Annotated in this window: 26 protein-coding genes and 2 tRNA genes; 13 read left to right on the forward strand and 15 right to left on the reverse strand. The window is 72.9% G+C overall.

Annotated elements, in window-relative coordinates; all coding sequences use genetic code 11:
• Positions 1–66 precede the first annotated feature (66 nt).
• Positions 67–3,543, reverse strand: coding sequence for a M28 family peptidase (locus OG737_RS30340; RefSeq protein ID WP_328930524.1), 3,477 nt, complete (start codon positions 3,541–3,543; stop codon positions 67–69).
• 181 nt (positions 3,544–3,724) lie between these two features.
• On the opposite strand from OG737_RS30340, the gene OG737_RS30345 reads away from it, so the two are divergent.
• Positions 3,725–4,684 (forward strand): LysR family transcriptional regulator, encoded by a 960-nt coding sequence (locus tag OG737_RS30345; protein ID WP_328929388.1) that lies wholly within the window; start codon positions 3,725–3,727, stop codon positions 4,682–4,684.
• Between the two features lie 17 nt (positions 4,685–4,701).
• Here the strand turns inward: OG737_RS30345 and OG737_RS30350 are convergent, their stop codons facing one another.
• Positions 4,702–5,532, reverse strand: a complete 831-nt coding sequence (locus tag OG737_RS30350) for a class I SAM-dependent methyltransferase (RefSeq protein ID WP_328929389.1) — start codon at positions 5,530–5,532, stop codon at positions 4,702–4,704.
• 180 nt (positions 5,533–5,712) lie between these two features.
• On the opposite strand from OG737_RS30350, the gene OG737_RS30355 reads away from it, so the two are divergent.
• From OG737_RS30355 to OG737_RS30370, 4 genes are read left to right on the forward strand one after another with little or no spacing between them, the layout of a single operon-like run.
• Positions 5,713–6,993 carry an ATP-grasp domain-containing protein gene (locus tag OG737_RS30355; RefSeq protein ID WP_405922218.1) on the forward strand — a complete coding sequence of 427 codons (1,281 nt, stop codon included), beginning with the start codon at positions 5,713–5,715 and terminating at the stop codon, positions 6,991–6,993.
• Positions 6,990–7,823, forward strand: coding sequence for a Rossmann-like domain-containing protein (locus OG737_RS30360; protein ID WP_328929391.1), 834 nt, complete (start codon positions 6,990–6,992; stop codon positions 7,821–7,823). Before OG737_RS30355 ends, OG737_RS30360 begins: the two co-directional genes overlap by 4 nt.
• Positions 7,820–8,911, forward strand: a complete 1,092-nt coding sequence (locus OG737_RS30365) for a PLP-dependent cysteine synthase family protein (protein WP_405676899.1) — start codon at positions 7,820–7,822, stop codon at positions 8,909–8,911. The genes OG737_RS30360 and OG737_RS30365 overlap by 4 nt, the downstream gene beginning before the upstream one ends.
• Entirely contained in the window at positions 8,908–9,963 is a 1,056-nt protein-coding gene (locus OG737_RS30370; RefSeq protein WP_328929392.1) for an enolase C-terminal domain-like protein, read from the forward strand. The genes OG737_RS30365 and OG737_RS30370 overlap by 4 nt, the downstream gene beginning before the upstream one ends.
• Positions 9,964–9,995: 32 nt before the next feature.
• Here OG737_RS30370 and OG737_RS30375 read toward each other — a convergent pair whose 3' ends face one another.
• Both OG737_RS30375 and OG737_RS30380 read right to left on the reverse strand, forming a co-directional pair.
• The gene (locus OG737_RS30375; RefSeq protein ID WP_328929393.1) at positions 9,996–10,574 is read right to left on the reverse strand and encodes a hypothetical protein; all 579 of its coding nucleotides are present in this window, start codon (positions 10,572–10,574) and stop codon (positions 9,996–9,998) included.
• 276 nt (positions 10,575–10,850) lie between these two features.
• On the reverse strand, positions 10,851–11,090 hold the full coding sequence (locus OG737_RS30380) for an antitoxin MazE7 (protein ID WP_328929394.1): 240 nt from the start codon (positions 11,088–11,090) through the stop codon (positions 10,851–10,853).
• Between the two features lie 115 nt (positions 11,091–11,205).
• On the opposite strand from OG737_RS30380, the gene OG737_RS30385 reads away from it, so the two are divergent.
• Entirely contained in the window at positions 11,206–11,601 is a 396-nt protein-coding gene (locus OG737_RS30385; protein ID WP_328929395.1) for a PRC-barrel domain-containing protein, read from the forward strand.
• Between the two features lie 209 nt (positions 11,602–11,810).
• On the opposite strand, the gene OG737_RS30390 is transcribed toward OG737_RS30385, so the two are convergent.
• The 5 genes from OG737_RS30390 to OG737_RS30410 form a co-directional block, all read right to left on the reverse strand.
• Positions 11,811–12,557: a tyrosine-protein phosphatase gene (locus OG737_RS30390; protein WP_328929396.1), complete on the reverse strand. Its 747-nt coding sequence runs from the start codon at positions 12,555–12,557 to the stop codon at positions 11,811–11,813.
• A gap of 24 nt (positions 12,558–12,581) precedes the next feature.
• Positions 12,582–13,781, reverse strand: a complete 1,200-nt coding sequence (locus OG737_RS30395; protein ID WP_328929397.1) for a mannosyltransferase family protein — start codon at positions 13,779–13,781, stop codon at positions 12,582–12,584.
• An 86-nt stretch (positions 13,782–13,867) separates the two neighbouring features.
• A complete protein-coding gene (locus OG737_RS30400) occupies positions 13,868–14,257 on the reverse strand; it encodes a hypothetical protein (RefSeq protein WP_328929398.1) in 390 nt (129 codons plus the stop codon).
• Positions 14,250–14,786, reverse strand: a complete 537-nt coding sequence (locus OG737_RS30405; protein ID WP_405676895.1) for a SigE family RNA polymerase sigma factor — start codon at positions 14,784–14,786, stop codon at positions 14,250–14,252. The genes OG737_RS30400 and OG737_RS30405 overlap by 8 nt, the downstream gene beginning before the upstream one ends.
• Before the next feature lie 123 nt (positions 14,787–14,909).
• Positions 14,910–15,818 (reverse strand): aldo/keto reductase, encoded by a 909-nt coding sequence (locus OG737_RS30410; RefSeq protein WP_328929400.1) that lies wholly within the window; start codon positions 15,816–15,818, stop codon positions 14,910–14,912.
• A gap of 65 nt (positions 15,819–15,883) precedes the next feature.
• On the opposite strand from OG737_RS30410, the gene OG737_RS30415 reads away from it, so the two are divergent.
• Positions 15,884–16,879: a DUF5937 family protein gene (locus tag OG737_RS30415; protein WP_328929401.1), complete on the forward strand. Its 996-nt coding sequence runs from the start codon at positions 15,884–15,886 to the stop codon at positions 16,877–16,879.
• Between the two features lie 16 nt (positions 16,880–16,895).
• Here OG737_RS30415 and OG737_RS30420 read toward each other — a convergent pair whose 3' ends face one another.
• From OG737_RS30420 to OG737_RS30430, 3 genes are all read right to left on the reverse strand, one after another.
• Complete coding sequence (locus OG737_RS30420) at positions 16,896–17,276, reverse strand: VOC family protein (protein WP_328930526.1); 381 nt, start codon at positions 17,274–17,276, stop codon at positions 16,896–16,898.
• Positions 17,277–17,327: 51 nt separating this feature from the next.
• Positions 17,328–18,767, reverse strand: a complete 1,440-nt coding sequence (locus tag OG737_RS30425; protein WP_328929402.1) for an ankyrin repeat domain-containing protein — start codon at positions 18,765–18,767, stop codon at positions 17,328–17,330.
• 34 nt (positions 18,768–18,801) lie between these two features.
• Positions 18,802–18,878: transfer RNA gene (locus OG737_RS30430), tRNA-Cys, on the reverse strand.
• Between the two features lie 93 nt (positions 18,879–18,971).
• On the opposite strand from OG737_RS30430, the gene OG737_RS30435 reads away from it, so the two are divergent.
• Genes OG737_RS30435 through OG737_RS30445 form a run of 3 tightly spaced genes read left to right on the forward strand, consistent with a single transcriptional unit; the run spans position 18,972 to position 20,204 of the window.
• Positions 18,972–19,346 carry a VOC family protein gene (locus OG737_RS30435; RefSeq protein ID WP_328929403.1) on the forward strand — a complete coding sequence of 125 codons (375 nt, stop codon included), beginning with the start codon at positions 18,972–18,974 and terminating at the stop codon, positions 19,344–19,346.
• Between the two features lie 4 nt (positions 19,347–19,350).
• Positions 19,351–19,692 (forward strand): metalloregulator ArsR/SmtB family transcription factor, encoded by a 342-nt coding sequence (locus OG737_RS30440; protein ID WP_328929404.1) that lies wholly within the window; start codon positions 19,351–19,353, stop codon positions 19,690–19,692.
• Complete coding sequence (locus tag OG737_RS30445; RefSeq protein WP_328929405.1) at positions 19,689–20,204, forward strand: SRPBCC domain-containing protein; 516 nt, start codon at positions 19,689–19,691, stop codon at positions 20,202–20,204. Before OG737_RS30440 ends, OG737_RS30445 begins: the two co-directional genes overlap by 4 nt.
• Before the next feature lie 63 nt (positions 20,205–20,267).
• Here OG737_RS30445 and OG737_RS30450 read toward each other — a convergent pair.
• Positions 20,268–20,341 (reverse strand) — tRNA-Met (locus OG737_RS30450).
• A gap of 105 nt (positions 20,342–20,446) precedes the next feature.
• Between OG737_RS30450 and OG737_RS30455 the strand changes: the two genes are divergently transcribed.
• Positions 20,447–20,953: a GNAT family N-acetyltransferase gene (locus OG737_RS30455; RefSeq protein WP_328929406.1), complete on the forward strand. Its 507-nt coding sequence runs from the start codon at positions 20,447–20,449 to the stop codon at positions 20,951–20,953.
• 124 nt (positions 20,954–21,077) lie between these two features.
• Positions 21,078–21,818, forward strand: a complete 741-nt coding sequence (locus OG737_RS30460) for a class I SAM-dependent methyltransferase (protein WP_328929407.1) — start codon at positions 21,078–21,080, stop codon at positions 21,816–21,818.
• Positions 21,819–21,827: 9 nt separating this feature from the next.
• Here the strand turns inward: OG737_RS30460 and OG737_RS30465 are convergent, their stop codons facing one another.
• Together OG737_RS30465 and OG737_RS30470 are read right to left on the reverse strand one after the other, a co-directional pair.
• Positions 21,828–22,937 (reverse strand): sulfite oxidase, encoded by a 1,110-nt coding sequence (locus OG737_RS30465; protein WP_328929408.1) that lies wholly within the window; start codon positions 22,935–22,937, stop codon positions 21,828–21,830.
• Positions 22,938–22,955: 18 nt separating this feature from the next.
• A complete protein-coding gene (locus OG737_RS30470) occupies positions 22,956–23,453 on the reverse strand; it encodes a GNAT family N-acetyltransferase (protein WP_328929409.1) in 498 nt (165 codons plus the stop codon).
• 227 nt (positions 23,454–23,680) lie between these two features.
• Between OG737_RS30470 and OG737_RS30475 the strand changes: the two genes are divergently transcribed.
• On the forward strand, positions 23,681–25,093 hold the full coding sequence (locus OG737_RS30475; RefSeq protein ID WP_405922219.1) for an Ig-like domain-containing protein: 1,413 nt from the start codon (positions 23,681–23,683) through the stop codon (positions 25,091–25,093).
• Positions 25,094–25,140 lie beyond the last annotated feature (47 nt).

The raw sequence follows: 25,140 nt of genomic DNA on the forward strand, positions 1-25,140 counted from the left end.
GACGTGCGTCCGGCCCGGCCCCCGCAGTGCGGGGACCGGGCCGGACTTCAGGCTGTCAGGCGGGCGTCAGCTCACCTGGACGGTGACGTCGTCCACGACGAAGGAGGTCTGCAGTGACTGGTCCTCCACGCCGTTGAACTTCAGGGTGACGGTCTGGCCGGCGAACGCCGAGAGGTCGTACGACTTCTGCGCGTAGCCGGAGTTCGCGTCCAGGTTGGAGAGGGTCGCCAGGGTCTGGCCGCCCACCGAGACGGTGAACCGGTCGTAGGCGACGCTCTCGTTCTCGTCCGTGTCGATGTGGAGGAAGAACGCGAGCTGGTACGAGGTGCAGCCCGACGGGATCGTCAGCGACTGCGAGGCGCTGTCCGTGTGGGTGAACCCGTACCCGGTCAGCCACGCCATGTAGCTGCCGCCGTGCGGGGCCTGCCCGGACTGGTTGGTGATCACGCCCGCGGTCGCCGTCCACGGGCTGGCGCCGCTCTCGAAGCCGCCGTTGGCCACGAGCTGGCGCGGGGTGCACGTGCCGCCGCCTCCGCTGACGGTCAGCGTGTACGTGGTGCTGTGGCTGACGGTGCCGGTGCCGGTGACCGTCAGGGTGTAGGTGCCGGGCACGGTGCTCGCGCCGACCTGGACGGACAGCGTCGAGGAGCTGCCGGACTGTACGGACGTCGGGCTGAGGGTGGCGCTCACCCCGGCCGGCGCGCCGGACACGGACAGGGCCACCGTCTGCGCGGCGCCGCTCACGGTCTGGGTGTTCACCGTGGCGGAGGTGGAGCCGCCGGGAGCAGCGGTGCCCGCTGACGGGCTGGTGCCGAGGGAGAAGTCCTGCGCGGGCGTCTCCCCGCCGACGGCCTGCTTCCAGACGGCGTACGCGACGCCGTCGGCGCTGCGGTCCAGGACCGTGGCGTTGATGTTGTTCGCGGTGTCGCAGGCGCTGTGGTAGCAGGAGTCGTAGGCGGCGTTCGCGGTGCCGCCCCACTTGGTCGCCTGCGCCGAGGTCTTGCGGGCGCTGGCCCCCGCCGCGTAGCCGGAGGTGGGGATGCCGGCCTGCTGGAAGGAGTAGTCGTCGCTGCGGCCCTGGCCCTCGGTGTTCTCCTCGGGTGCCAGGTTCAGCGAGGTCCAGTACGCCTTGAGCGGGGTGGCGGTGGCCGAGTTGACGTTGTTGATGAAGTAGCCGCCGTTGGGGGAGCCGACCATGTCGAAGTTGTAGTAGCCCTTGATGGCCGCGCGCTGGGCGCTGCTCAGCTGGCCCACGTAGAACTCGGAGCCGTTGAGGCCCTGTTCCTCATCGGTCCACCAGGCGAAGCGGACGTGCTTCGTCATGGTGGGGTTCTTCTGGGCGAGGACGAGCGCGTTCTCCAGCAGGGTGGCGGAGCCCGAGCCGTTGTCGTTGATGCCGGGACCGGCCGACACGCCGTCGAGGTGGGCGCCGAACATGACCGTCTGGTCGGCGGGGCCGCCCGGCCAGTCGGCGATCAGGTTGTTCGACGGGTAGGTGCAGGAGGTGCAGTTCTGCTCGGTCACCGTGTAACCGGCGGCCTGCAGCTTGCCCTTCACGTACGCCAGCGACTGGGTGTAACCGGGGCTGCCCGCCCGGCGGTTGCCGCCGTTCTGGGTCGCGATCGTGTTGAACTGGGTCAGGTGCGCTTGCACGTTGGCGACGCTGATGTCCGGCGGGTCGTTGGGAGGCTGGGTCCCGCCGACGTTGAGCGAGTAGTCGACGGTGTGGGAGAGGGTGCTCCCCTGCCCCTTGACGACGACGGTGGACGCGCCGGGCGCCGCGTTGGCGGTGGCGGTCAGGGTCAGCACCGAGGACTGGCCGGACTGCACGGTGGCCGGGTTGAAGGAGGCGCTCACCCCGGTCGGCAGGCCGGAGGCGGTCAGCGTCACCGACTGCGCGGTGCCGGTCGTGACGGTGGTGCCGACGGTGGTGGTGACCGTAGCGCCCTGCTGGACGGTGCCCGACGACGGGTTCAGCGCCATCGAGAAGTCGTTGTTCTGGCCGCTCGGCGTACAGGTCGGGTCGGCGGACTGGGCCGGGACGGTGATGGCGTCCCAGGCGGCCTTGGTCTTGTTGAACAAGTCACAGGTGGTGTCGAGCGACTTGGCCGAACTGAGCGTCGCCGTCCGGTACTTCTTGTACGACATGCTGCTGGTCTTGAGCAGCATCCCGCCGTAGAAGATCTTGCCGGCGTTCTGCACGCCCACGCCGGTGACCGCGGCCTGGTTGCAGGTGGGGCTGTTCGGCTTGCCGGCGCCCGGGCTGCTGCCCTCGGCCAGCAGGTAGAACCAGTGGTTCAGCGGACCCGCGGCCTTGTGCACCTCGGTGCCGGGTATCGCGGAGCTGTAGCAGGCCGGGTCGTTGTTGACGGCCGGCGGGTTGTACATGTTCCGGATCGGACCGTTGCCCTGGAGATTGATCATCTCGCCGACGGTGTAGTCCGGAGTGTCGTACGGGGCCGGCTCGTTGGCGTAGGCCTCGGTCAGCGCGCCGAAGATGTCGCCGGTGGCCTCACCGAGCCCGGCCTCCTGGCCGCTGGTGCCGCCGGGCGTGTTGGAGTCGATGGCGTGCCCGTACTCGTGGCCCACCACGTCTATTCCGGCGATCCACTCGTTGGCGCTGTTGTGCCCGATGGTGACCGAGCTGCCGTCCCAGTAGGCGTTGAGGTCGCCCAGGCCGACCTTGCCCGGGAAGCTGCGCCCGTTGCCGCTGACGCCGTTGCGGCCCAGCCACTGGCCCAGCATGTCCCACTGTTTCTGCGCGGCGAACATGAGGTCCACGCAGCCGGTCTCTTTGCTGGTCGGGTTGCCGGTGCCCCAGGAGTCGGACGACTTCGTGAAGACCGTGCCGGTGCTGTAGTCCGCGCAGCTCAGGCCGGTTCGGTTCGGGTCGCGCAGCGTGTAGGTGGAACCCGAGTTGGTGGTGTCGACGGTGAGCGGGTTCGGCCCGTTCCACTTGCTGCTGCCGGAACCGGCGACCACGTCGTCGTAGCTGTCGACGAAGGCGCCGCTGCGGGCGTCCACGAACACGTGCAGTTTGCTGGGCGCCGTCCGAGTCCGCCCGGTCAGGACGGTCTCCCAGGCGAGCAACGGCTTGTCGTCCTTCAGCCGGACGGCGAGCCGGCTGCTCTCGACCTTGTCGACCGAGGCCAGTTTCGCCCGCGACGTGGCCTCGGCGTCCTTCGCGGTGACGGAAGGCCGGGTCGCCACGTCGATGCGTACCGAGGAGGCCGACTGGAGGGCGCGTACCTTGCCCGCGCCGTCCGCGAGTACGACCGCGTCGCCGCCGACGACCGGAAGGCCGCGGTAGCTGCGCTCGTACGCGACGGAAAAGAGGTCCTTCACCCAGGGGGTGACCAGGCGTCGTTCGTACCGCTCCTGCGAGGAGTTGACCAGGGAGTCGAGACCGCTGTCGACGGCCTGGTCCGCGGCCGCGACCGCGCGTGCGGCCGGTGTGTCCTGCTGGGACGGTGCGGGCTGCGCGTGCTGCGCTGCCGATGCCGTCCCGGCCAGGGTTCCGGCGAGGCTTGCGGTCAGCGCCATCGCTGCCACGGCCGCCGTCCATCTGGTGGGCTGCAACGTCCACTCCGATCGTGGGGGTGGGTGGGGAGTGCGTGCACGTTCGCGGCCGAGTATGAGCGTGTATATGACGGGATTGGGACATCCCGGCGGGCATAAGGTCCGCGTTATGGTGCGTTGGCGGCGCGCTGCGTACGCTGCCCGGATGCAGCTGGAGTTGAGGCATCTGCAAGCTGTCTGCCGGATCGCCGAGGCGGGCAGTCTGGGGGGAGCGGCGCGGCGCCTCGGGGTGTCCCAGCCCGCGCTCTCGGCCCAGCTGCGCCGCATCGAGCGGGTCACGGGCGGCGAGCTGTTCGTGAGGGGGCGCAGCGGGGTGGAGCCCACGGCGCTGGGCCAGTTCGTACTGGCCAAGGCGCGCCGGGTGCTCAGCGAGATGGACGCGCTGGGTGCGGAGGCGCGGGCCATCGACACCGGGACCCCGCTGCGGCTGGGGTGCATCCTGCTCGTGCTGATCGACGGTCTGCTGGCGCAGACCGACCTGCTCCTGTCCGGCCAGGAGATCACGGTCGACCTGGAGGACTCGGTGACCGCGCTGACCCGGATGCTCGGCGCCGGCCGCTACGACGCCATCGTGTACGGCGAGGTCAACGACCACGAGGTGCCGCTCCCCGAGGGGGCCCTGGCGAGGACGCTCATCGCGAAGGAGCCGTTCTGCATCCGGCTGTCGGAGAAGCACCACCTCGCGGGCGCGGACCGCATCGAGCTCGCCGACCTCGCCGGCGAGTCGTGGATGACGCTGGTGGAGGACGACGACGGCGGCCCCGAAGCCCTGGTCGCCGCCTGTGCGAAGGCAGGGTTCAGCCCGTCACTGCGCTACCGGATCACCGACCGCAAGATGCACTACGACCTGATCGCCGCGGGCCGCGCGATCTCCCTCAGCCAGCCCACGGCCCCGGCGGCAGAGGGCACGGTGATGCGCCCGCTCGTCGGGGCCCCGGTCACCGGCCGGATCCGGCTCGCCTGGAGCCGCTGCGCGGTCTCGGCCGGCCAGGCGGAGCTGCTCTACCGCGCCGCGGCCCGCGCGTATGTGGCCAATGTCGGCAACAACGCGTTCCACAAGGAGTGGTGGGACGCCCACCCGGAGGTGCATCCGGCGGTGGAGTGAGCGTACGGGCGTTGCGATCAGCCCTGGCGATGGGCGGTGAGCAGCAGGTACTCCCACTCCATGGCGCCGTCCCGCAGGTGCTCGCCGGCGAGGGCGTCGAGATCGGCGTCCAGGGCGGCAACGCGCTCGGGGTCGTGGCCCAGGCTGCGGTAGACGGCGACGGTCGGCCCGTAGCAGGCCTTGAAGAACTCGCGGAAGTCGGCGGGCCGCGCGAACCGGTCCACGTGGACGGTCTCCCGGCGGGCGTCGACGTCGGTGACGCGATCGCCGAGGAGCTCGTGGACGTGCTCCTCGTCCCCCCACAGCGGTGGCGGCTGCGCCCCGGGCGGCGGCGGGGGCGCGTAGGGCTTCATCGCGGCGAACATCCGGCCCACGAATCCCTGCGGAGTCCAGTTGACCAGCCCGACCGTGCCGCCGGAGCGGCAGACGCGCAGCATTTCGTCCGCGGCCGTCTGGTGGTGCGGGGCGAACATGACGCCGACGCACGACATCACGACGTCGAACTCGCCGTCCGCGAAGGGCAGCGCCTCCGCGTCCGCCTCCCGCCACTCCAGCCGGGCGCCCCGCACGGCGGCCAGGTGCCGCCCGATCTCCAGCAGCTCGGGAGTGAGGTCGGACGCCACCACGTCGGCCCCGGCCAGGGCGGCCGGAATGGCCGCGTTGCCGGAGCCCGCCCCGACGTCGAGGACGCTGTCGCCCGGCCGTACACCGCACTCGCGGACCAGCAGGGCGCCCAGCTCCGGGATGACGTGGGAGGCGACCGACGGGTAGTCGCCCATCGCCCACATCGTGCGGTGCTTGGCCTTCAGGGCGCGGTCGGCCTGGACCGCATCGCTCGGCTCGGTCATGACAGCCGCCCTCCAGGGGCCTGAGCAGCCCCTTTCTCCGAGCATAAGGAGCTTTCGCCGGCCCAGCCTGTCGGCCGGAGCCGGGGAAGACCGCCATGTTGGAAATGAAAACGATTCCCGATAACGTCTCTCCTGGTCCGGTCGCCCAAGAGTCGGCACGGCGGTCTGAGAGGAAGTCCCGTGGGTCATCTGCTGGTTGTCGAAAGCTGGGTGGGGTCGATGAGCGGGCTCCTGCCCCGGGCGATCCGCGAAGGCGGGCACGAGTTCACCTTCCTCACCCGGGACCTGCACCACTACCTGCGCGCCGCCCCCGCCGACGGCCCGCACCTGCTGCTCGCGGCGCGCAACATCGTCACCGCCGACACCAACGACACCGACGCGCTGCTGCCGCTCGCCCGGCGGCTCCATGCACTGTTCGCCTTCGACGGCGTGGTCTCGTCCTGTGACTACTACCTGCCCGCCGCGGCCCGCACCGCCGAGCGGCTGGGCCTGCCCGGCCCCGCCGCCGGAGCCGTCGAGAACGCCTGCCGCAAGGACCTGACCCGCCGGGTACTGGCCCGGGCCGGGATGGCAGGCCCGCGCTTCGCCGTCTGCGCCGACGCCGCCGAGGCCGTCGCCGCCGCCCGCGGGATCGGCTACCCGCTCGTCGTCAAACCGGCCGACCTGTGCGCCGGGATGCTCGTCCGCGAGGTGCGCGACGAGCGCGAGCTGGACCGGGCCTGCCGGGCGCTCGCCGAGTTCCCCGTCAACGCGCGGGGTCAGCGTCGCGCCCCGGTCCTGCTCCTCGAAGAGCTGCTCACCGGCCCCGAGGTCAGCGTCGAGACCGTCTCCCACGGCGGCACCACGCACGTCATCGGCGTCACCGACAAGAGCATCGGTGGTGCGCCCGCCTTCATCGAGACCGGCCACATGTTCCCGGCCGACATCGCACCGGACGTCGCACGCGAGGCCGCCGAGGCCGCCGTTCTGGCCGTCGAGGCGCTCGGGCTGGACCAGGTCGTCTGCCACACCGAACTCAAACTGACCCCCACCGGGCCGCGCCTGATCGAGGTGAACCCCCGCCCGGCCGGGAACCGCATCACCGAGCTGGTCCGCCACGTCGCGGGCGTCGACCTCGCGGCCGCCTGCGTGGACACCGCCCTCGGCCGCGAGCCCGACCTCACCGTCCGCCCCACGGGAGTGCGCAGTGCCGCCATCGCCTTCCTGCTGCCCGACGCCGCCGGCACCCTCACCGGCATCGACGGCGCGGACGAGGTGCGGGGCCGTCCCGGGGTCCTGGAACTCACCCTGGCCGGACCGGGCCGCACCGTGCGGGCCGCCGACAGCAACAACGCGTACCTCGGCCACGTCATGACCGCCGACACCGAAGGCGCGGGCGCCCGCCGGGCGGCCGAGCTGCTGCTCGCCGACCTGCGCCCCTCCTACGCGTGCCACGACCTGACCGCGGCGGTGGACGCGTGAGCGCCCCCACCCTCCACGAGCCGTCCGTACGGACCGTCGACGACCTCTTCGGATACGTCCTGGCCGGCGCCTACGGACCCGACCCCGCCGCCCAGCGCGTCGCGCTCGCCTTCACCACCGCCCAGGCCGTCCGGCACGAGGGCCGCTCCGGCGGCTACCGCAACGAGGTGCTCAGCCTGCGCCTCGCCGCGGCCGTCGGCTCCTGTGCCGTGGAACCGGGCGCCCTGCCCGCCGCCGCGCTCGACGACTGCGTGGGCGCCACCGTCGCCGACCTGCTCGGGCATCCGCTGCTGCCCGTACGGATCGCCGCGCTGGACGCCTACCTCATGCACGTACGCCCGCACACCCCCGGCAGCGGCGCCCGCCCGTACGCGATCCCGGCCGGGAGCTCGCTGCACCGCTCCCGGGCGCGCGCCCGCGCCGTGGCCGGCCTCCTCCCGCAGGCCGGCATCGAGCGGGTCCTGGTCGTCGGCGTCGTCAACTCCCTGCTGGAACAGCTGCGCGAGCGCGGAATCCCGTACGCCCCGTGCGACCTCAAGGGCGGCGCCACCGAATGGGGCGAGCCCGTCCTGACCGGCACCCACGCCGAGCTGGAGCGCTGCGACGCCGTCCTCGCCTCCGGCATGACCCTGGGCAACGGCACCTTCCAGCCCCTGCTCGACCACGCCGCCGCCACCGGCAAGCCCCTCGTCATGTTCGCCCAGACCGGCAGCGCCGTACTGCCGCGCTTCCTCGGCTCAGGGGTCCACGCCGTGTCCGCCGAACCGTACCCGTTCTTCTGGCTCGACGGCGGCCCCGGCACCATCCACCACTACGGAGGCGCCCGGTGACCATCGCCCCGCCCTTGCCCCGCCCGGCGGCGGCCACCGCCGCCAACCCCGACCTCCTGCCGCTGCTCGGCCGCACCCCGCTCGCCAGGATCCGCACCGACCTTCCGCACCGCCAGCCCGGCTTCTGGGCGAAGCTGGAGTGCCTCGGTGCCGGTGGGATGAAGGCCCGGGCCGCCGTCTCCATGCTGACCGGCGCCCGCGCGCGCGGCGAACTGCTCCCCGGCGCCCCCGTCGTGGAGTCCACCTCCGGCACCCTGGGCATCGGCCTCGCCTTCGCCGGCCAGGCCCTCGGCCACCCCGTGATCCTCGTCGGCGACAGCGAACTCGAACCGTCCATGCGGCAGTTGCTGCGCACCTACGGAGCCCGGCTCGAACTCGTCGACCGACCGGCCGCCGAAGGCGGCTGGCAGGCCGCCCGGATCGCCCGGCTGCACGAGGTCCTGCGCCGCACGCCCCGGGCCTACTGGCCCGACCAGTACAACAACCCTGACAATGCGGCCGGTTACCTCTCGCTGGCCGCCGAACTGACCGCCCAGCTCGACCACCTGGACGTCCTGGTGTGCAGCGTCGGCACCGGCGGACACAGCGGCGGACTCGTCGGCCCGCTGCGCCGCCGCTGGCCCCGGCTGAAGGTCATCGGCGTCGACTCCGTCGGCTCGGCCATCTTCGGCCAGCCCGCCCGGCCCCGCCTCATGCGCGGTCTCGGCAGCAGCATCCACCCGGCCAACGTCGCCCACGAGGCCTTCGACGAAGTGCACTGGGTGGGGCCCGCCGAGGCCGTCGACGCCTGCCGCCGCCTCGCCCGCTCCGCCTTCGTCAGCGGCGGCTGGAGCACCGGGGCCGTCGCCCTCGTCTCCGCCTGGGCCGCCCGGGTCGAACCGGGCGCCGTCGTCGCGACCGTCTTCCCGGACGGCCCGCACCGCTACCTCGGTACCGTCTACGACGACGAGTTCTGCCGTGCCCACGGCCTGGACTCGGCCGTCCGCGCCGTCCGCCCCCTGGAGATCCCGCACCCCCGGGCCGTCGAGGCGGCGGGCTGGGCCCGCTGCACGTCCGTACCCGTCCCCACCCGCGGAGGTGCCGCGTGAAGCTCACCTGGCGCACGGCCGACCTGCGGCTCGCGGAACCCCTGCGCATCTCCCGCTCGGTGATGTCGCGGCGCGACGCCGTCTGGATCGCGGTCGAACACGGCGGAATGCGCGGCTGGGGCGAGGCCGTCAGCAGCGACCACCTCGGGCTGCCCACCGCTCGGATCCTGGAGAACCTGGAAGCGGTGCGCGCCGCGACCGAACGCTTCCCCGACCCGGAGACCGCATGGGCCGAGACCGGCGGCGGCCACCCGGCCTGGCGCGGGCTGCCGCCCGGGGTACTGGCCGCGGTCGAGGCCGCCGTCCTGGACCTCGTGGGCAAGCGGGCCGGCGAGCCCGCCCACCGGCTGCTGGGCACCGAGGCGGCCCCGGCCGCCGCGACCGCCCGTACGATCGGCATCACCGCACCCGTACGGGCCGCCGCACGGGCGGCCCGCCTCGCGCGAGCCGGCTTCACCGTCCTCAAGGTCAAGGCGGGTTCGGCCGATCCGGCCGAGGACCTCGCCCGGGTGGAGGCCGTACGCGCCGGGGCGCCGGGGGCGAGTCTGCTGCTCGACCCCAACGGGGCCTGGACCGAGCGCCAGGCCGTCCACCTGCTGCCGCGCTTCGCCGCCCTCGGCGTCACCGCCGTGGAGCAGCCGATCGCGCCCGGCCGGCCCGACGTCCTCGCCCGCGTCGCCGGAAGATCCCCGGTCCCCGTCATCGCCGACGAGGACGCCGTCTCGTACGAGGACGCCGTCGCGCTCGCCGGGCGGGTCCACGGAGTCAACGTCAAACTCGCCAAGTGCGGCGGCGTACGGGCCGCCCTGCGCATCCACGAGGCGCTGCGCGGCACGGGTACCGACCTGATGCTCGGCTGCCTCACCGCCAGCTCGCTGGGCATCGCCCCCGCCGTGCACCTCGCCGACCGGGCCCGCTGGGTGGACCTCGACGGACACCTGCTGCTCGCCGGCGACCCGTGGACGGGCATCGGCGGAACCGACGGCACCGTACGCGCTGCGGACCGGGCCGGCCTCGGCGTCAGACCCTCCGACCCGCAGGCCCTACGGTGAACCGCGATGGGGGAGCGCCGCGCCGATGACGGTCAGCTGCGGCTGTTGAGGAACCCGATGGCGACGGCGCCCCACCAGGCGACCTGCGAGACGGTCGCGGTCACGGCGCCCCGGAGCAGGAGCGGGCGGGTGGCGGGCCGGCCGTCGAGGTCGGCCAGCCGCCGGTGCAGGACGCCCGCCTGCACGCCGTTCAGGGCCAGGACCAGGATGAGGCCGAGTTTGACGCAGGTGAGGGGCGAGGAGAGGTCCGGGTGGAGGAAGGCCCCGCTGGCGATGAGCCCGGCCAGCCCGGCCCAGACCGGCAGGTGCAGGGGGGCGGTGCACTCGACCACGTCGCGCAGCGACTTGCGGCCGCTGAGCCAGAGGGCCCCGTAGTAGTCGATCATGAGGACCCCGCCGAAGCCGACGACGAGGGAGGCGAGGTGGACGAAAAGGGCCGCGGTGTGGAGCGTGGTGTCGGCTCGGAGGTGGGTGGCCACCCAGGTGCTGGCTCCCCATCCGGCGCACACGGCGAGCGAGGCCAGGGCGGGTGCACACCACTGCGGAACCTGGAGGAGATCGGACGGCTGTCCGGATCTTCGTCGGATCGAGGCGGCATCTGCGGTGGACATGGTGCTCCGATGGCGGGGGAGGTGCAGGTGAGGGTGCGTCCGCGCCTTTGACGGCGCGAGCGAGGTAAGGCTGCCCTAAGCACCGGATTTCGTCAATGTGGCGTCACGTGGCGTGATTCCGCCCCTCGGGATGAATGGGCGCGGGCGTCCCTTCGCCCACGGCACCGGCCCGGACGAACTGTCCCGTTCCACCTGAAGAGCCGCACAGCGGGACTTCCGGAGCACACGCTGCGTGCACGGCCGGCGACGCTCCGGCGGCCGGCCGGCGAGGGCGCCTCACGCCGCGCGGGGGCCGGAGGGTCCGGGGCCGAAGTCGTGCTCGAACCCCTCGCGGAACCCGGGCCGCGCGACCGCCTTGTCGAAGGCACGTGCGGCGCGGGCGAGGGCGGCCTCGTTCTCCTGGGCGGCGGTCAGTTCGGCCAGGTACGCGCGCAGGCTCAGCCCACGGGCCGCGGCGAGGGCGGCGAGCCGGTCGTGGACATCGGTGTCGACCTCGACTGTGGTGGTGTCAGCCATGGTCCGAGTATGCGCGGTCCGCAGCGGCGGCGGGGTGGTTACGGCTCTGGTTACGGGGCAGGCGCGATGTGCGGCGGAAGGACCCGCCGCCCGATCGAGGAGGAGTTGTTTTCGCGTGACTGAGCACGTGTGGAGTTACCGGCCGACCGCGCGCCATCTGGCGGGCACCGACCTCAGCGGCTGGAAGGTCGCGGCCACGGACGGCGCCATCGGCAAGGTCGACAAGCACAACGACGAGGTCGGCGACGCCTACCTGGTGGTGGACACCGGTGTGTGGATCTTCGGGAAGGAAGTCCTCATCCCGGCCGGCGCCGTGATCGACGTCGACCTGGAGAACGAGACCGTCCACGTGGACGCCACGAAGGAACAGATCAAGGCAGCTCCGGAGTTCCACCGGGACAAGCACCTCGGCGACGCGGGCTACCGGGACGAGCTGACGACGCACTACGGAATCGGAGGCCCGTACGGCGGGCCGCTCGGAGGTCCGTTCGGCGGTTCCCACCGCGCCTGAAGCCCCGGCCGCACCGCCTTGGCGGGGCACGGCCGGGACGGGGATCAGCGGCGGAACCGGCGCGTCACAGTGAGAGCGGTGCAGGTCGCCCCGCCGGAGTCCTCGACCGGCGCGGCGGGAGCGGTGTCCACGGCTACCGCGCCGAGGCACTCACGGCCCTGTACCGCGCGGCCCAGGAAGGGCGCCCGCCGAGCCGGGACCCGTACGGCTCAGACGTAACGCGGTGCGGGTTCGAGCAGCTTCTCGCGCAGGGCGGCGACGAGGGTGTCGTCCACGCCGAGCAGGTCCGCCGCGTACTCCCGTACGGACCCGTGTTCGCGGGTCACGGCCGCGAGGAACAGGCTCATCACCTCGGCGGGCGCCCGCCCGTAGCCCGGCCAGACGGGCTCCTGGCCGGGGTGGTCCGCCCGCCAGTCCGCGAGCAGCCGGTCGGTCGCGAGCCCGGTGAGGGCGAAGTCCTCGACGATGACGTCCTCGGGGACCCCCAGCAGGGCCAGGACCAGCGCCGCCAGCAGACCGGTGCGGTCCTTGCCGGACGCGCAGTGGAAGGCCACGGGACCGTCCTGGCCGGCGATCATCTCAAGGGCGGCGCGCAGTTCCACGACACCGTCGTGGGCGACCTCCATGTACCGCTCGGCGAGGTACGGCCCGGTCGCGACGTCCGGGCCGAGGGAAGACTGGTCGTAGGGCCGGTGCTCGATGCTGAGGTGGTGGTAGGCGAGTGACGGATGCTCGGGCACCCGGCCCTTCGCGTCGATCTCCCAGGAGTACCGCAGGTCGATGACGGCCTCGACGCCGAGTTCCAGGAACCGCTCCCAGTCCGGACCCCGCAGCTTGCCCAGGGAGTCGGCGCGGAACAGCCGGCCCCACCTCACCGCGTGCCCGCCGTCCGCGGTCGTATAGCCGCCCAGATCACGGAAGTTGTGCAGTCGCTCGAACGATATGTGTCGGTCCATACGCGGACCCTATGCGGTGATCGTTCAGCCGGCCCAGCGTCCGGTGAGGAAGGTGAGGGCGACCGTCGTGGCCAGCGGGGCGGCGACGCACAGGTAGGCGCTCTGCACCCGGGGGCGCCGCAGGCTCCAGGAGGCCAGGCCGATCCACAGCGGCCACCACAGCAGCGTCGAACGGGGAACGGACGTGTACCAGTAGGAGGTCCCCAGCGCCCACAGGGTGAGGCCGGTGTACAGGGCCTCGGGCCAGCGGCGGCGGCGTACGAGCAGGGCCAGGAGCACGACGCCGACCAGCATGGCCAGGAGCTCGGCCTGCCACATCAGCGCGTAACCGGTGGGCTGGACGTGATGGAAGGCGGCGTCCCAGGTGTTCGCCCAGGCTTCCCACGGCCAGTGGAAGTCCCGGTACCAGCCGCGTTCCTGGGCGTGCTTCCAGGCCGTCCAGTCCCCGGTCCGTGCGTGCAGGTACCAGCTGAAGAGCGCGGGGGCGAGGGCGGGCAGGCACAGCCAGGGCGCCGCGCTCCAGGCGTGTCGCCCGCGCGCCGTGAGGGCGAACTGGAGGACGAGCGCGCCCAGGAGGAAGAGCCCGGTGACCCGCACGGAGCAGGCGAGGCAGGCCAGGACCGCGGCCGCCGGCCAGTTCCGTCGCAGGGCCGCCAGCCACGCGGGCAGGGCCAGGGCCAGGAACAGTGCCTCGGTGTAGCCGGCGGCGAGGAACACGGCGCAGGGCGAGCACAGGAAGAACAGCACCGTCCGCCGCCCGGCGTCCGGGTCGGGCAGCTGGAGGCGGGCGATGCGGGCCAGCGCCAGGACGGCGGCCCCGCCCGCGACGAACGAGATCAGCGCTCCGGCCGCCGCCCAGTGGGGGACGACCGCGTGGACCGCGCGCAAGGTGAGGGGAAAACCGGGGAGGAAGGCCTCCCTGTTGTCCCAGCCGGCCGTCCAGGGACCGGCCTGGCCGGGGAAGTAGCCGTCCTTGGCGATGTGGAGGTAGTGCCACCAGTCCCACTGCTGCCAGGGGGACAGGAGCGAAGGCGGCCGCCGTCTGTCGCCATCGGCGGGGAACAGCCAGCGGACGGATTCCGCCGTGGTCCACAGGCCGACGCGGGTCAGCAGGTAGAGCCACAGCACCTCGCGGTCCGCACGGCCGGGGCGCCACGGGAACGCCCGGCGCGCGGCGGGCCTGCCGGGCGTTTCGACGGGCCGGGGCGGGGCGGAAACGGACATGACGGGATCTCCTGATCGGCAGAGGGCGCGCGGAACCGCCGACCGTGGTGGCGGGGCCGGTGTCCGCCGTCGACGGGGCGGGTGGGCTACGGAGCGCGCTGTGTGGGGGTGGGGGACATGCTCGGATCCGCTGTCGCGCTGGGAGGTGGCGATGGCGTCGTGGTCGTGGTCGTGCTCGGGGAGGTCGGCAGGGAGGACGGCAGGGAGGACGGCACGGCGGACGGCGGCCCGGGAGAGGGGATGGGCGTGGTCGCCGGGAGGGTCGGGCCCGCCTCGCGCGGCAGCAGGGTGGCCAGGGCGGCCCCGGACCCGCCGAGGACCAGGCAGCAGGCGACGGCGATGCCGGCGATCCGGCGACGCCGGGCCCGCTCGCCGCGCCGGGCGATGACGGAGACGGGCGGCAGGCCGGCCCCGGACCGCCCCGCGGAGGCCGCTTCCCGGAACAGGGACCGCAGCGGATCCTGGGAGTCAGGCATCGGGCGCCTCCTCAATGCGGGGGTCCTGCAGATGGCGGGAGAGGGCGGCCCGGCCCCGGGACAGGTGCGTCTTGACCGTGCTCGCGGACAGGGAGGTCTCGGCGGCGATCTGCTCGACCGTCAGATCGCACACGTAGTGCAGTGCCAGCGTCCGGCGCTGCTTGGGGGGCAGGTGCCGCAGCGCCTCGACGAGCGAGACCGCCTCCGGCCCCGGACCCTCTACATGGCCCGCGGGGGCAGTGCGCTGCCAGGCGTCGGCGGTACGGCGGCGTACGCGCCACCGGCTCACCGCGAGCCGCCACGCGACGGTGCGGATCCACGCCTCGGGCCTGCCGTCGTTGTCCAGCTGACGCCGGCGTCCCCACCCCCGGACGAACGCCTCCTGGACCACGTCCTGCGCCTCATGGTGATCGCCGAGCATCACGTACAACTGGCCTGTCAGCCGTCCCGCCGCCTGCGCATAGAACTGTTCGAACTCCTCGACGGTCAAAAATCGCTCCTGGATCCATGTGTCCCTCTCATGGGGCATACGCCCGCCGCACCGCATCCGGTTGACATGGGACACCGGAAGTTTGTGTGAGTGCCGTCACACCCGAGCCGCCCGGACACGCGTCCGGGCGGCTTCCGTTCTCCCGGCGGACCGGGGCGTGACTCAGCGGGCAGCCGAGTGGAGCCGCTCCAGGAGGGACAGTTCCGTCTCGGAGAGGCGCAGTGCGCCCGCGGCCACATTGGCGGCCAGGTGATCGGGGTTGCCGGTGCCGGGGATGGACAGCACGTGCGGTCCGCGGTGCAGCGTCCACGCGATGCGCACCTGCGCCGCGCTCGCCCCGTGCGCCCGCGCCACCGCGAGCACCTCCTCGCTGTCCGCGCCGGTCACGCCCGCCTGGCCCCCGGCGCCCGCGATCGAGTAGAAGGGGACGAACGCGACCCCCAGTTCACCGCAGGTACGCAGCAGCTCGTCCTGCTCGGGCCGCACGCCGAGGCCGTACGGGTTCTGTACGCACACCACGGGCGCGATGGCCCGCGCCTCGGCGAGGTGTTCGGGCGTGACGTTGGAGATGCCCAGGTGGCGGATGAGCCCGGCCTCGCGCAGCCGGGCCAGCGCGCCGAAGCGTTCGGCGATCGAACCGGTTCCGACGACGCGCAGGTTCACCACGTCGAGGTGGTCGCGGCCGAGCTGGCGCAGGTTCTCCTCGACCTGGCCGCGCAGTTGCTCCGGGGTGGCGTGGGGCGCCCACTCGCCGGACGGGTTCCGGCCCGGCCCGACCTTGGTGGTGATGACGAGGTCGTCCGGGTAGGGGGCCAGTGCCCGGTTGATCAGTTCGTTGGCGGAGCGCAGCGGGGAGAAGTAGAAGGCGGCGGTGTCGATGTGGTTCACGCCGAGCTCGACGGCGCGGCGCAGTACGCCGGTGGCCCGGCCGCGGTCGCTCGGCTCGGCGTCGGTCCTGAACGCCTCGCCGTTCTGCGGCAGGCGCATCGCGCCGAATCCCATTCGGTTGATCTCCAGGTCGCCGAGCTTCCAGGTGCCCGATGCCGCTGCGCTGATGGTCTCTGAGGTCATGCCGGAATGATCGCCACGAGGTACGCTCGCCACCATTGATTCAGCTCCAACCGAATCCTCACGAGGTGGTCGCCCTGCAGGAGTTGGCGTTCTCCGCAAGCGATCTGGCGCAGACGCGGTTCGCCGTCTCGCCGATGTGGGAGGTCGGGACCAGCTTCCGGCTGCTGAGTTCCGGCTCCGCCCATCCCGTGCACCGGACCTGGGCCGAGCAGGTCCGGCCCAGGGTGGCGGCCGCCGGCCTCGACCGGGGCTGGCTCGCCGAACTGATCCCGCCGTCGGGCTACGTCGCCGACTTCCTCAACCCGGCTCCGGCCGGTCCGGCCCCCACGCTGGCGGGCGAGCTGGCCGGGATCCTGGCCGCTCCCGCCGCCCGGGTCCGCCACGACCTCGACCGCCTGGGCCGGGAGCAGGGGCGTCAGGGCCCCAGATCGCGGAGCCTGTACGCGGATCCGGAGGCACGCCTGCCCCGGGTCGTGGAAGAGATCGAGACGTACTGGGAGCTGGCCCTCGCCCCCTACTGGGCGCGGATCCGGTCGGTGCTCGACGCCGACGTCTTCCACCGGGCCCGGCAGGTCGCCGAGTACGGCGCGGTCGGCTTGTTCAAGGACCTGCACCCCTCGGTGAGCTGGGACGCCGACGAGCTGCTGCTGATCCGCCGCAGGTGGGCCATGTCCCGTAGAACCGCGGGGGCGGGGCTGCTGCTCATCCCCTCGGCGTTCACCGGGCCCGGCGTGCTCACCCGGGTGAGCCTGCCGGAGCCGCCCCAGCTCGCCTACCCGGCACGCGGTGTCGGCGCCCTGTGGGAGCCCCGGCCCGTCACCAGGACCGCCGCGGTCGCCGCCGTACTCGGCCGCTCCAGGACGCTGCTGCTGACCGAACTGGAAAGCCCGGCCTCCACCACCGAACTGGCGCGCCGTACGGGTCTTTCACCGGCCGGGGTGTCCCAGCACCTCATGGCCTTGCGGGACGCGGGCCTGGTCACCGCCCACCGGGCCGGGCGCTCGGTGCTCTACGCCCGCACCTCGGTCGCGGAGTCCCTGCTCGCGGCGGCCCCTTCGTAGTCCGGGCGCATCGGGGTCAGGCCGGCTCTTCGAGCACGGACAGCACGTTGCCCGCGGGGTCTTTGAACCAGGCGATCGACGGCCCTTCGTCCTGCTCCCTGACGATGCCCTTGGCGTCGTGGTCGAAGCCCGGATAGCGCTCGAAGCCCACGCCGAGCGCAGCGAGGTCGTCGACGGTCTTGTCGATGTCGGTCACCGGGAAGTTGAGCACGGTGAAGTCCGCCGCCCGGTGGTTGTCCTTGGGGTACAGCAGAACGGTCCCGCCGCCCCCGAGGCGGAGGAAGAGCATGCCGTTCTCCTCCGAGACCCGCAGGCCGAGCGTCCCGCCGTAGAACTCCTTGGCCTTCCCGATGTCGTCCACCGAGTACCCGCTGAATGCCTTGGTGTCCTGGAACATGATCACTCCCATGTGCCGCAGCGTCCCTCTCCCATCCTGCCCCCGGCGGCGTCAGCCCGCCTCGGGGCCGAGCGGGCCCAGCGCGTCCTGAAGGCTCAGCCCGGTCTCGTTGTCCCGGACCGCCGGGTCCACTCCGGCGGCCAGCAGGGCCGCCACCCCCGGGGCGTCACCGTGCCGCGCGCGTTCGAAGAGTTCCCGCCGCAGCGGCCGCAGGGCGCGCGGCAGCCGGCCCCGCCCCGAGGCCCAGGCCCGCTGGACGGCGAAGCAGCCCCCGACGGCGCCGCCGAAGGCCCGCACGGCCTGCTCGCGCTGCTGCTCCCGCGCGCTGTGCGGGATCCGGAGTTCCCCGTCGCGGAAGGCGATCAGGTGCCACGCGCCGCCGCATCGGACCCGTACCGGCTCCAGGGCGGCGGGTGGTCCGGGCGGCCCGTACGCGGGACCCGCGGCCGGGAAGAGGGCGGCCGCCACCAGCGGGTGGAGTTCCTCCGGTGCGACGCGCCCGGTGCGGACCAGCTGGAGGTCGGGCAGGCGCCGCCACGCGGTCCGCGGGACCGTGGGCGCGGAGCTGTGCCGGTAGAGCTCACGGGCGCGGGCGCGGAGCGGGACGTGAGCGCCGGGGCCGGCCGGTTCCAGCAGGATGTTGCCGCCGTACGCGCCGGGAATCCGGAACCGGTCGGCGATACCGGCCGAGACCAGGCGCCGTACCTCACGGACCATTCGGGGCAGGTCCAGGGGAAGCCCCGCGATGACGTCCGAGGCGCGCGGCAGGGTCGTCAGATCCGCTTCGACGCCCGCTGCGGCGAAGGCGCCGACGATGTCCCCGCGGGCCTGGAGGACGGCGACCCACTCCTCCCGCGCGGCCGGATCGGTGTCGGCGGGATCGGCGGCGGGGTCGGTGTCGGGCAGCTCCCGTGGTCCGAGCGGAGTGCCGTCCGCGTGGAAGAAGGGGAGCCGTCCCGCGCCGCCGCCGCACCGCTCGCGCAGCTCCGGGGCGTGCCGGGCGTCCCAGAGGTGGCGCGACAGGGTCCAGTTCTCGACGACGCTCCCGCTCACCACTTCGGCGGCGTCGGCGGCGAGGAAGTCCAGGACCGGCCGCTGCGGACCGTCGTACCGCGCGGGGGTGAGGACGGCCAGGTACGCCGCCTCCGTATCGGCCGGGGAGCCGTGGCGGGCGAGGAGGATCACCCGGCGCGGAGCCAGCACGGTGCCGTACACGACCCGGGGCAGGTGCCAGCGCAGCAGGTCCGGGGCCAGGTGTGCGAGGTCGTCCGCGACCGAGTCCCGTACCGCGGCGCCGTAGCGCTCCCCGATCCGCGCCAGGTCGAGGGCGACGTCCACGGCCGAGACCGCGCAGGCCGACCGCCAGTCGCCGGCCGACCGGGCCTCGGTCGCCCCCTGGATCATCCATCGCGGTACCGCGTACCGCCGGGCCCGGTGCCACAGGGCGAGCTCCTCGACGGGCAGCCCGCCCACCAGCGGTCGTCTGCTCACAAGTTCATCGCCGATCGGGGGAGGAGCGGGAGGGTGGCAGGACCGGTCGGATTCGAACCGACGTCCTCCGGCTGTGCAGGCCAGGTGCGACGACCTCTGCGCTACGGCCCTGCCGCGGTGATCGTAACGAGCGACGGCCGGGATCGATAGGTAGGAAATTCCCTACGGTTGACGCGTAGGAAATCGCCTACCTATTGTGGAGCCATGAACATCACGCACGCCTCCTTCGTCACCCTCCCCGTCACCGACCAGGACCGGGCCCTCGCCTTCTACACCGGCGTGCTCGACTTCGAGGTCCGCGCGGACCGCCAGGTCGGGCCCATGCGCTGGCTCCAGGTCGCGCCGCGGGGCGCGCAGACCGTCTTCACGCTCTCCGGACCGGGGATGGGCGATTTCACGCCCGGCTCCGCCCGGGGGATCATGTTGGTGACGGCCGATGTCGATGCCGACTGCGCGCGGCTCGTGGCGGCCGGTGTCGAGGTGAGCGGTCCGGACGACGCTCCCTGGGGGCGGATGGCCGGTCTCCGCGACCTCGACGGCAACGGCCTGATGCTGCTCACCGAGAAGGAAGGCTTCTAGCCCCATGATCACGACGGCTGCCGACGAGGACCGCGTGTTCGCCGCGCTCGCCAACGGCACCCGCCGTGAAGTCCTGCGACTGCTGCGCGAGCGCGGCCCGCAGCCGGTCCAGTCCCTCGCCGACCACTTCGACATGCGCCGCCCCAGTCTCTCGGAGCACCTGAAGGTGCTGCGGGAGGCCGGGCTCGTCTCGGAGGAGCGCGCCGGCCGCCAGCGCATCTACCGTCTCGAGGCCGCGCCGCTGGCCGACGTGCAGGACTGGCTGCACCCGTACGAGCGGTTCTGGCGGGACCGCTTCAAGGACCTCGGCGCGCTCCTGGACCGCCTGCCGGACGATGAGACATGACACCAGCATCCGACCACGGGCACGACCACGACCACGGGCGCGACGACGGGAACGGCCTCGAAGCCGGCGGCCCCGACGACCTCACCACCGTCCGGGTCGACCAGTTCCTGCCGCACCCGCCGGCCAAGGTCTGGCGCGCCCTCACCGAACCCGAGCTGATCGCCCAGTGGCTCATGCCGTCGGACTTCCGCCTGGAGGTCGGCCACCGCTACACGATGACCTCGCCGCCGCGCCCGAACACGGGTTACTCCGGTACGACGGCGGCGGAGGTCCTCGCCTACGAGACCGGACGGATGCTCTCGGTCCGCTGGACCGACGCCTCCGCCGCGAACACGGCCGACTGGACCATCACGTGGACGCTCGCACCGGAGGGCCGCGGGACCAGGCTCTTCCTCGTCCACGAGGGCTTCGACCCGGACGACCCGGCGCAGATGCTGGCCCGCAAGATCATGGGCGGCGGCTGGCGCGGCTACGTCATGGACGCCCTGGGCGCCGTACTGGACCGGCTCTGAAAGAAGCCCGAAAGAAAGACGAAGGGCCCGGATCCGTGAAGATCCAGGCCCTTCGCCGTTCAGTAGCGGGGACAGGATTTGAACCTGCGACCTCTGGGTTATGAGCCCAGCGAGCTACCGAGCTGCTCCACCCCGCGTCGGTAGACACAAGCCTACGGCACTGCGGAGCAGTCACCGACCACCCCCGGTACGGGCGGCCTAAATCGGATGGCAATGCCCGGCCGGGCCGCGACAATGCGTCCATGCGCATACGAGCAGCACGCCTCGACGAAATGCCCCTGCTCCAGGACATCGAGAGGGCGGCCGGGCTGTGCTTCCGGGACATCGGCATGCCGGAGATCGCCGACGACGAGCCGCTCCCGCTCGATGAACTCGCCCGCTACCAGCGGGCCGGGCTGGCCTGGGTCGCCGTCGACGAGGCCGACGCCCCCGTCGCGTACCTGATCGCCGACCGCGTCGACGGCGGCCTCCACGTCGAGCAGGTGTCGGTGCACCCGGACAGCGCGCGCCGCCGTGTCGGCCGGTCCCTGCTGGACCACCTGGCGGACGGGGCCGCGCGCGACGGCCTGCCCGCGCTGACCCTCACCACCTTCACCGACGTCCCGTGGAACGCCCCGTACTACGAGCGCTGCGGGTTCCGGCCGCTGGACGAGGGCGGGCTCACGCCCGGCCTGCGGGAGATCCGCGAACAGGAAGCGCGGCACGGCCTGGACCGGTGGCCGCGCGTCTGTATGCGCCGGGCCCTGTGATCACGGCTCAAGGCGGCCCTGTACCGGCCGACCCTGGAGGAGGGAGGTCCGCCCGGCGGTACGGTCTCGCGTGAGGCGGCGAAAAGCAGTTGCGGCCCGGGAGTTCGACTGGCAGCCTGCCGCGGTGAATCGCGAAATGATCTCTCTTCTGGCCCATACCCACCACCCCATCGCCGCACCGCTCTCGGACAGCTCGGTGCACGGTCTGCTGGAGCGCGGCCTGCCGCGCGGTGACGAACGGGTCCTCGACCTCGGCTGCGGCGGCGGTGAGTGGCTGCTGCGCTGCCTCGGCATGCACGAGGGCGTCCGCGCCCACGGAGTCGACATATCGGAGCCGGCCCTCGACCGCGCCCGGTCCGCGGCGGAGCGGCTCGCCGTCGCGGACCGACTGACGCTCCACCACGGACCGGCCGCGGACCACACCTCCGCGGACCCCTACGACCTCGTCCTGAGCGTCGGCGCCGCCCACGCCTTCGACGGCTTGCTGCCCACGCTGGAGGCCGCCCGCAAGCATCTCGCCCCCGGCGGGCACGTACTGATCGGCGACGGCTACTGGCAGCAGGAGCCCTCCGCCGAAGTGGTGGAGATGATGGGCGACTTCGCCGATCTCGCCGGCACGCTGGACAACATCACCGCGGCCGGCTGGACGCCCGTGTTCGGCCACGTCAGCAGCCGCGAGGAGCTCGACAACTACGAGTGGTCCTGGACCGGCTCCCTGGCCGCATGGGCGCTGGACCACCCCGAGGACCCCGCCGCCGCCGACGCCCTGGCCACCTCCGCGCAGCACCGGCGGGATTGGCTGAGCGTCTACCGGGAGTCATGGGGCTTCGTCACGCTGCTGCTCCGTGCGGACGCGCCCCGCTGACCGAGGCGGTCAGCGGCACAGGACGGGCACCTGCTGAACGAGGTTGTTGCCGAAGCCGCCCCGGTTCCAAGGCTGTTCCAGGGGCTGGGTGCGGCCTTCGGCGTCCGTGGCGCGGGCGAGGAGGGTGTGGCTGCCGGGCGTGGCGGTCCAGGTGTGGTGCCAGGCCTGCCACGCCCAGCGGTGCGCTCCCTGCGGCGCGAGATCGGCCTCGCTCCAGGAACTGCCGCCGTCGGAGCTCACCTCCACCCGGGCCACCGGCCCGTATCCCGACCAGGCGCGTCCCTCCAGCCGTACGGGCCCGGCGGGTACGACGCGGACGCGCGACATGAAGTCCGGGAATCCCGGCGGGACCATCAGCGCGCGCGGCGCGATCCGTGTCACCGGCTCGCCGGGGTCGTCGGGATCCTGCCGGTAGCGGTAGGCCACCGCCTGCTGGAACCCCGTGAACGGGGCGTCGACCAGCGTGATCTCCCGCAGCCACTTCACGTGCGCCATCCCGTACCAGCCGGGGACGACCAGGCGCAGGGGACAACCGTGCTGCGGCGGCAGCGGCAGGCCGTTCATGGCGTACGCGATCAGCACCTCCGGATCGTCCCCGGTGGCGACCGACAGCGGCAGACTGCGCTGGTAGTCCTGCTCGACCCCGCGCTCCACGCCGTGGTCGGCGCCCGTGAAGACGGCTTCGACGGCGTCCCGCTCGACACCGGCCTCGGCGAGGACGGCCCGCAGCGGGACGCCCGTCCAGTCGGCGGTGCCCACCGCCTCGACGAGCCAGGGCTGGCTGACCGGGCGTGGGGACAGCCGGGCCCGGCCGTTGCCCGCGCACTCCATGGTGACCCGCCGGGTGACGGCGGGGAGCGCGCCGAGGGACTCCGGGGTCAGGGTCAGCGGCGTACGGACCCGGCCGCCGACGACGAGGTTCCAGCCGTCGGCGGCCGCGGCCGGGATGTCGTAGTGGACCAGCACGTAGTGCAGGCCCGCCGGGGTGACCTCGTAACGCAGGGCCTCCAGCGGAAGGCCGTGGTTGCGGGCCGCGAGCGCCAGCTCCTCGTGGCTGAGGCCCTCACCGGGGTCCGCCACCCGCGCCGGCGTGCTGACATCGCTCAGGGACGCCTCCATGCCCCCATGGTCCCGCTCCTACAGGTTCCGTACAAAACGGAGGCCCGGGCGGCCGGTCACCTCCGTCTCCCCGGCGGGGAGGAAGCCCGTACGGGCCAGTACGGCGCGGGACCCGGCATTGTCGAGCGTGGTGACGGCCGTCAGCGTGGTCAGTCCGTACTCCGCACCGGCCAGGCCGCAGATCTCGTGGACGGCCGATGTGGCCAGCCCCCGGCCGGCGGCCCGCTCGGCGATCCGGTAGCCGAGCTCGGCCGAACCGTCCGCCACGTCGACCAGGTTGACCCGTCCCATCACCTCGCCGCTGTCGCTCACGAGGAGGTGGAAGAGGCACGCCCCCGTGGCCTGCTCGGCCAGCAGCGCGCGGTGGCGTGCTTCAAAGTCGGCGAAGTAGCCGTCGCCGCGGTCGGGTACCGACGCGGCGAAGTAGGCCCGGTTCTCCCGCTCGAAGGCGAGTACGGCCTCGGCGTGGTCGGGGCGCAGGAGCTGGAGCCGGACCTGGTCGTGAGAAGAGGGCATGCCCGGATGCTACGCAAGGCTTCCGGCCGTCGCGCGGACGGGGCCCGGAGCCCGAAGTGTGCTCCGTACGAGTTCTCTTGGGGTGCCCGTTCGGCCGCAGAGCCGAGTTCATGATCATCATTTTGGCTCCCGATCGTTTTGATACTGCCATCCGGCCGTGTGAGATCTGAGAGGGCTGTGTGGCTATGTCACCGACGCGAGGAAAGCGACCGACGAAGGCGTGGGGCGTGGTGGCCGCCGTGACGGGGGCCATGCTGGTGGTCGCGGCGGCGCCGGGCCAGGGTCAGGACGCGGACACCGTGCGATCCACGGCGGGGAGCGGGCCGAAGGAAGCGGCGGTCACGCTGCTGGTCGGCCGGGCGGTGGACGAGGGCGCCCGGGCGGCCGCGGGACGGTGCGCCGTCCACACGTTCCGCCCGGGCCTGTGCGGCGGCTGGCGGGAGCAGCGGGTCCAGGCCACCTCCCGCGGCACGGGATCCGTCCTGCGGATGAGGGCACTGGGCGACGCGTCGCGCGCCGCCCGCGCGGACGCGCTGCCCACCGACGCCGACGCGCCGCTGGAGATCGCCCTCGCGGACCGCGGACGGCTCACCGACGTGACCGTGACCGACGGGCACGGCCGCCACCTCGCCGGCGAACTCGGCGCGGGCAGCGGGTACTGGCTGAACACCGAACCGCTGCGGGCGGGGGAGACGTACACCGTGCAGGTCGGCGCCCAGGACGCGGCCGGCACACCGGTCGGGGTGACCATGGCCTTCAGCACCGCCCCGCCCGCCGACGGGGGCCGCCTGACGGCCGAGTTCGGTCCCCGCCCCGGCACGTACGGCGCGGGGGAGATCGTCACGGCGGACCTCAGCCGGCCGGTACCCGCCGACGACCCGATGGCCCGCGCCCGGGTGGAGCAGGCGCTGCAGGTGACCTCCGAGCCGCACGTCGAGGGCGCCTGGCACTGGGTCGACGATTCGACTCTCCACTACCGGCCGCGTACGTACTGGCCCGCCCGCACCGTGGTCCGCGTGAGCAGCGGTCTCGACGGGGTCGAGGTCGGCGACCTCGGCTACGGCGCCCCCTCCGAGCCGTTGGAGTTCACCGTCGGGGACCGGATCGAGGCCCTGACCGACTCCGCCACCCACGAGATGACCGTACGCCGCAACGGACGGGTCATCAGGACGATCCCGGTCACCACCGGGAAAGCGGGGTTCAGGACGCGCGCCGGCATCAAGGTGGTGCTGGGCAAGGAGCCCAAGGTGCGGATGCGCGGGGACACCGTCGGCATCAGGCGCGGAACCACGGAGTTCTACGACCTGCCCGTGCTCTACGCGACGCGCGTGACGTGGAGCGGCGAGTACATCCACGCCGCGCCCTGGTCGGTCGAGGCGCAGGGCGAGGAGAACGTCAGCCACGGCTGCACGGGTATGAGCACCGAGAACGCCGCGTGGTTTTTCGACACGGTGCGCGAAGGGGACATCGTCGAAGTGGTCAACAGCGGCGGTGCGAAGATGGCCCCCTTCGACAACGGCTTCGGTGACTGGAACCTGGACTGGCCGGCCTGGCTGGAGGGCAGCGCCCTGGCCGCCTCCGACGGCGCGCGGCCGCAGAGTTCACCGCTCTCCCCGTCCCGCCTGCACCCGACCACCTGATCCGGGAACGCCGAATCGGCGGCGCCGGATGCCGTCCGTTGGCATCA

It is taken from the genome of Streptomyces sp. NBC_00122, from assembly GCF_045160845.1.
Lineage (GTDB): Bacteria > Actinomycetota > Actinomycetes > Streptomycetales > Streptomycetaceae > Streptomyces.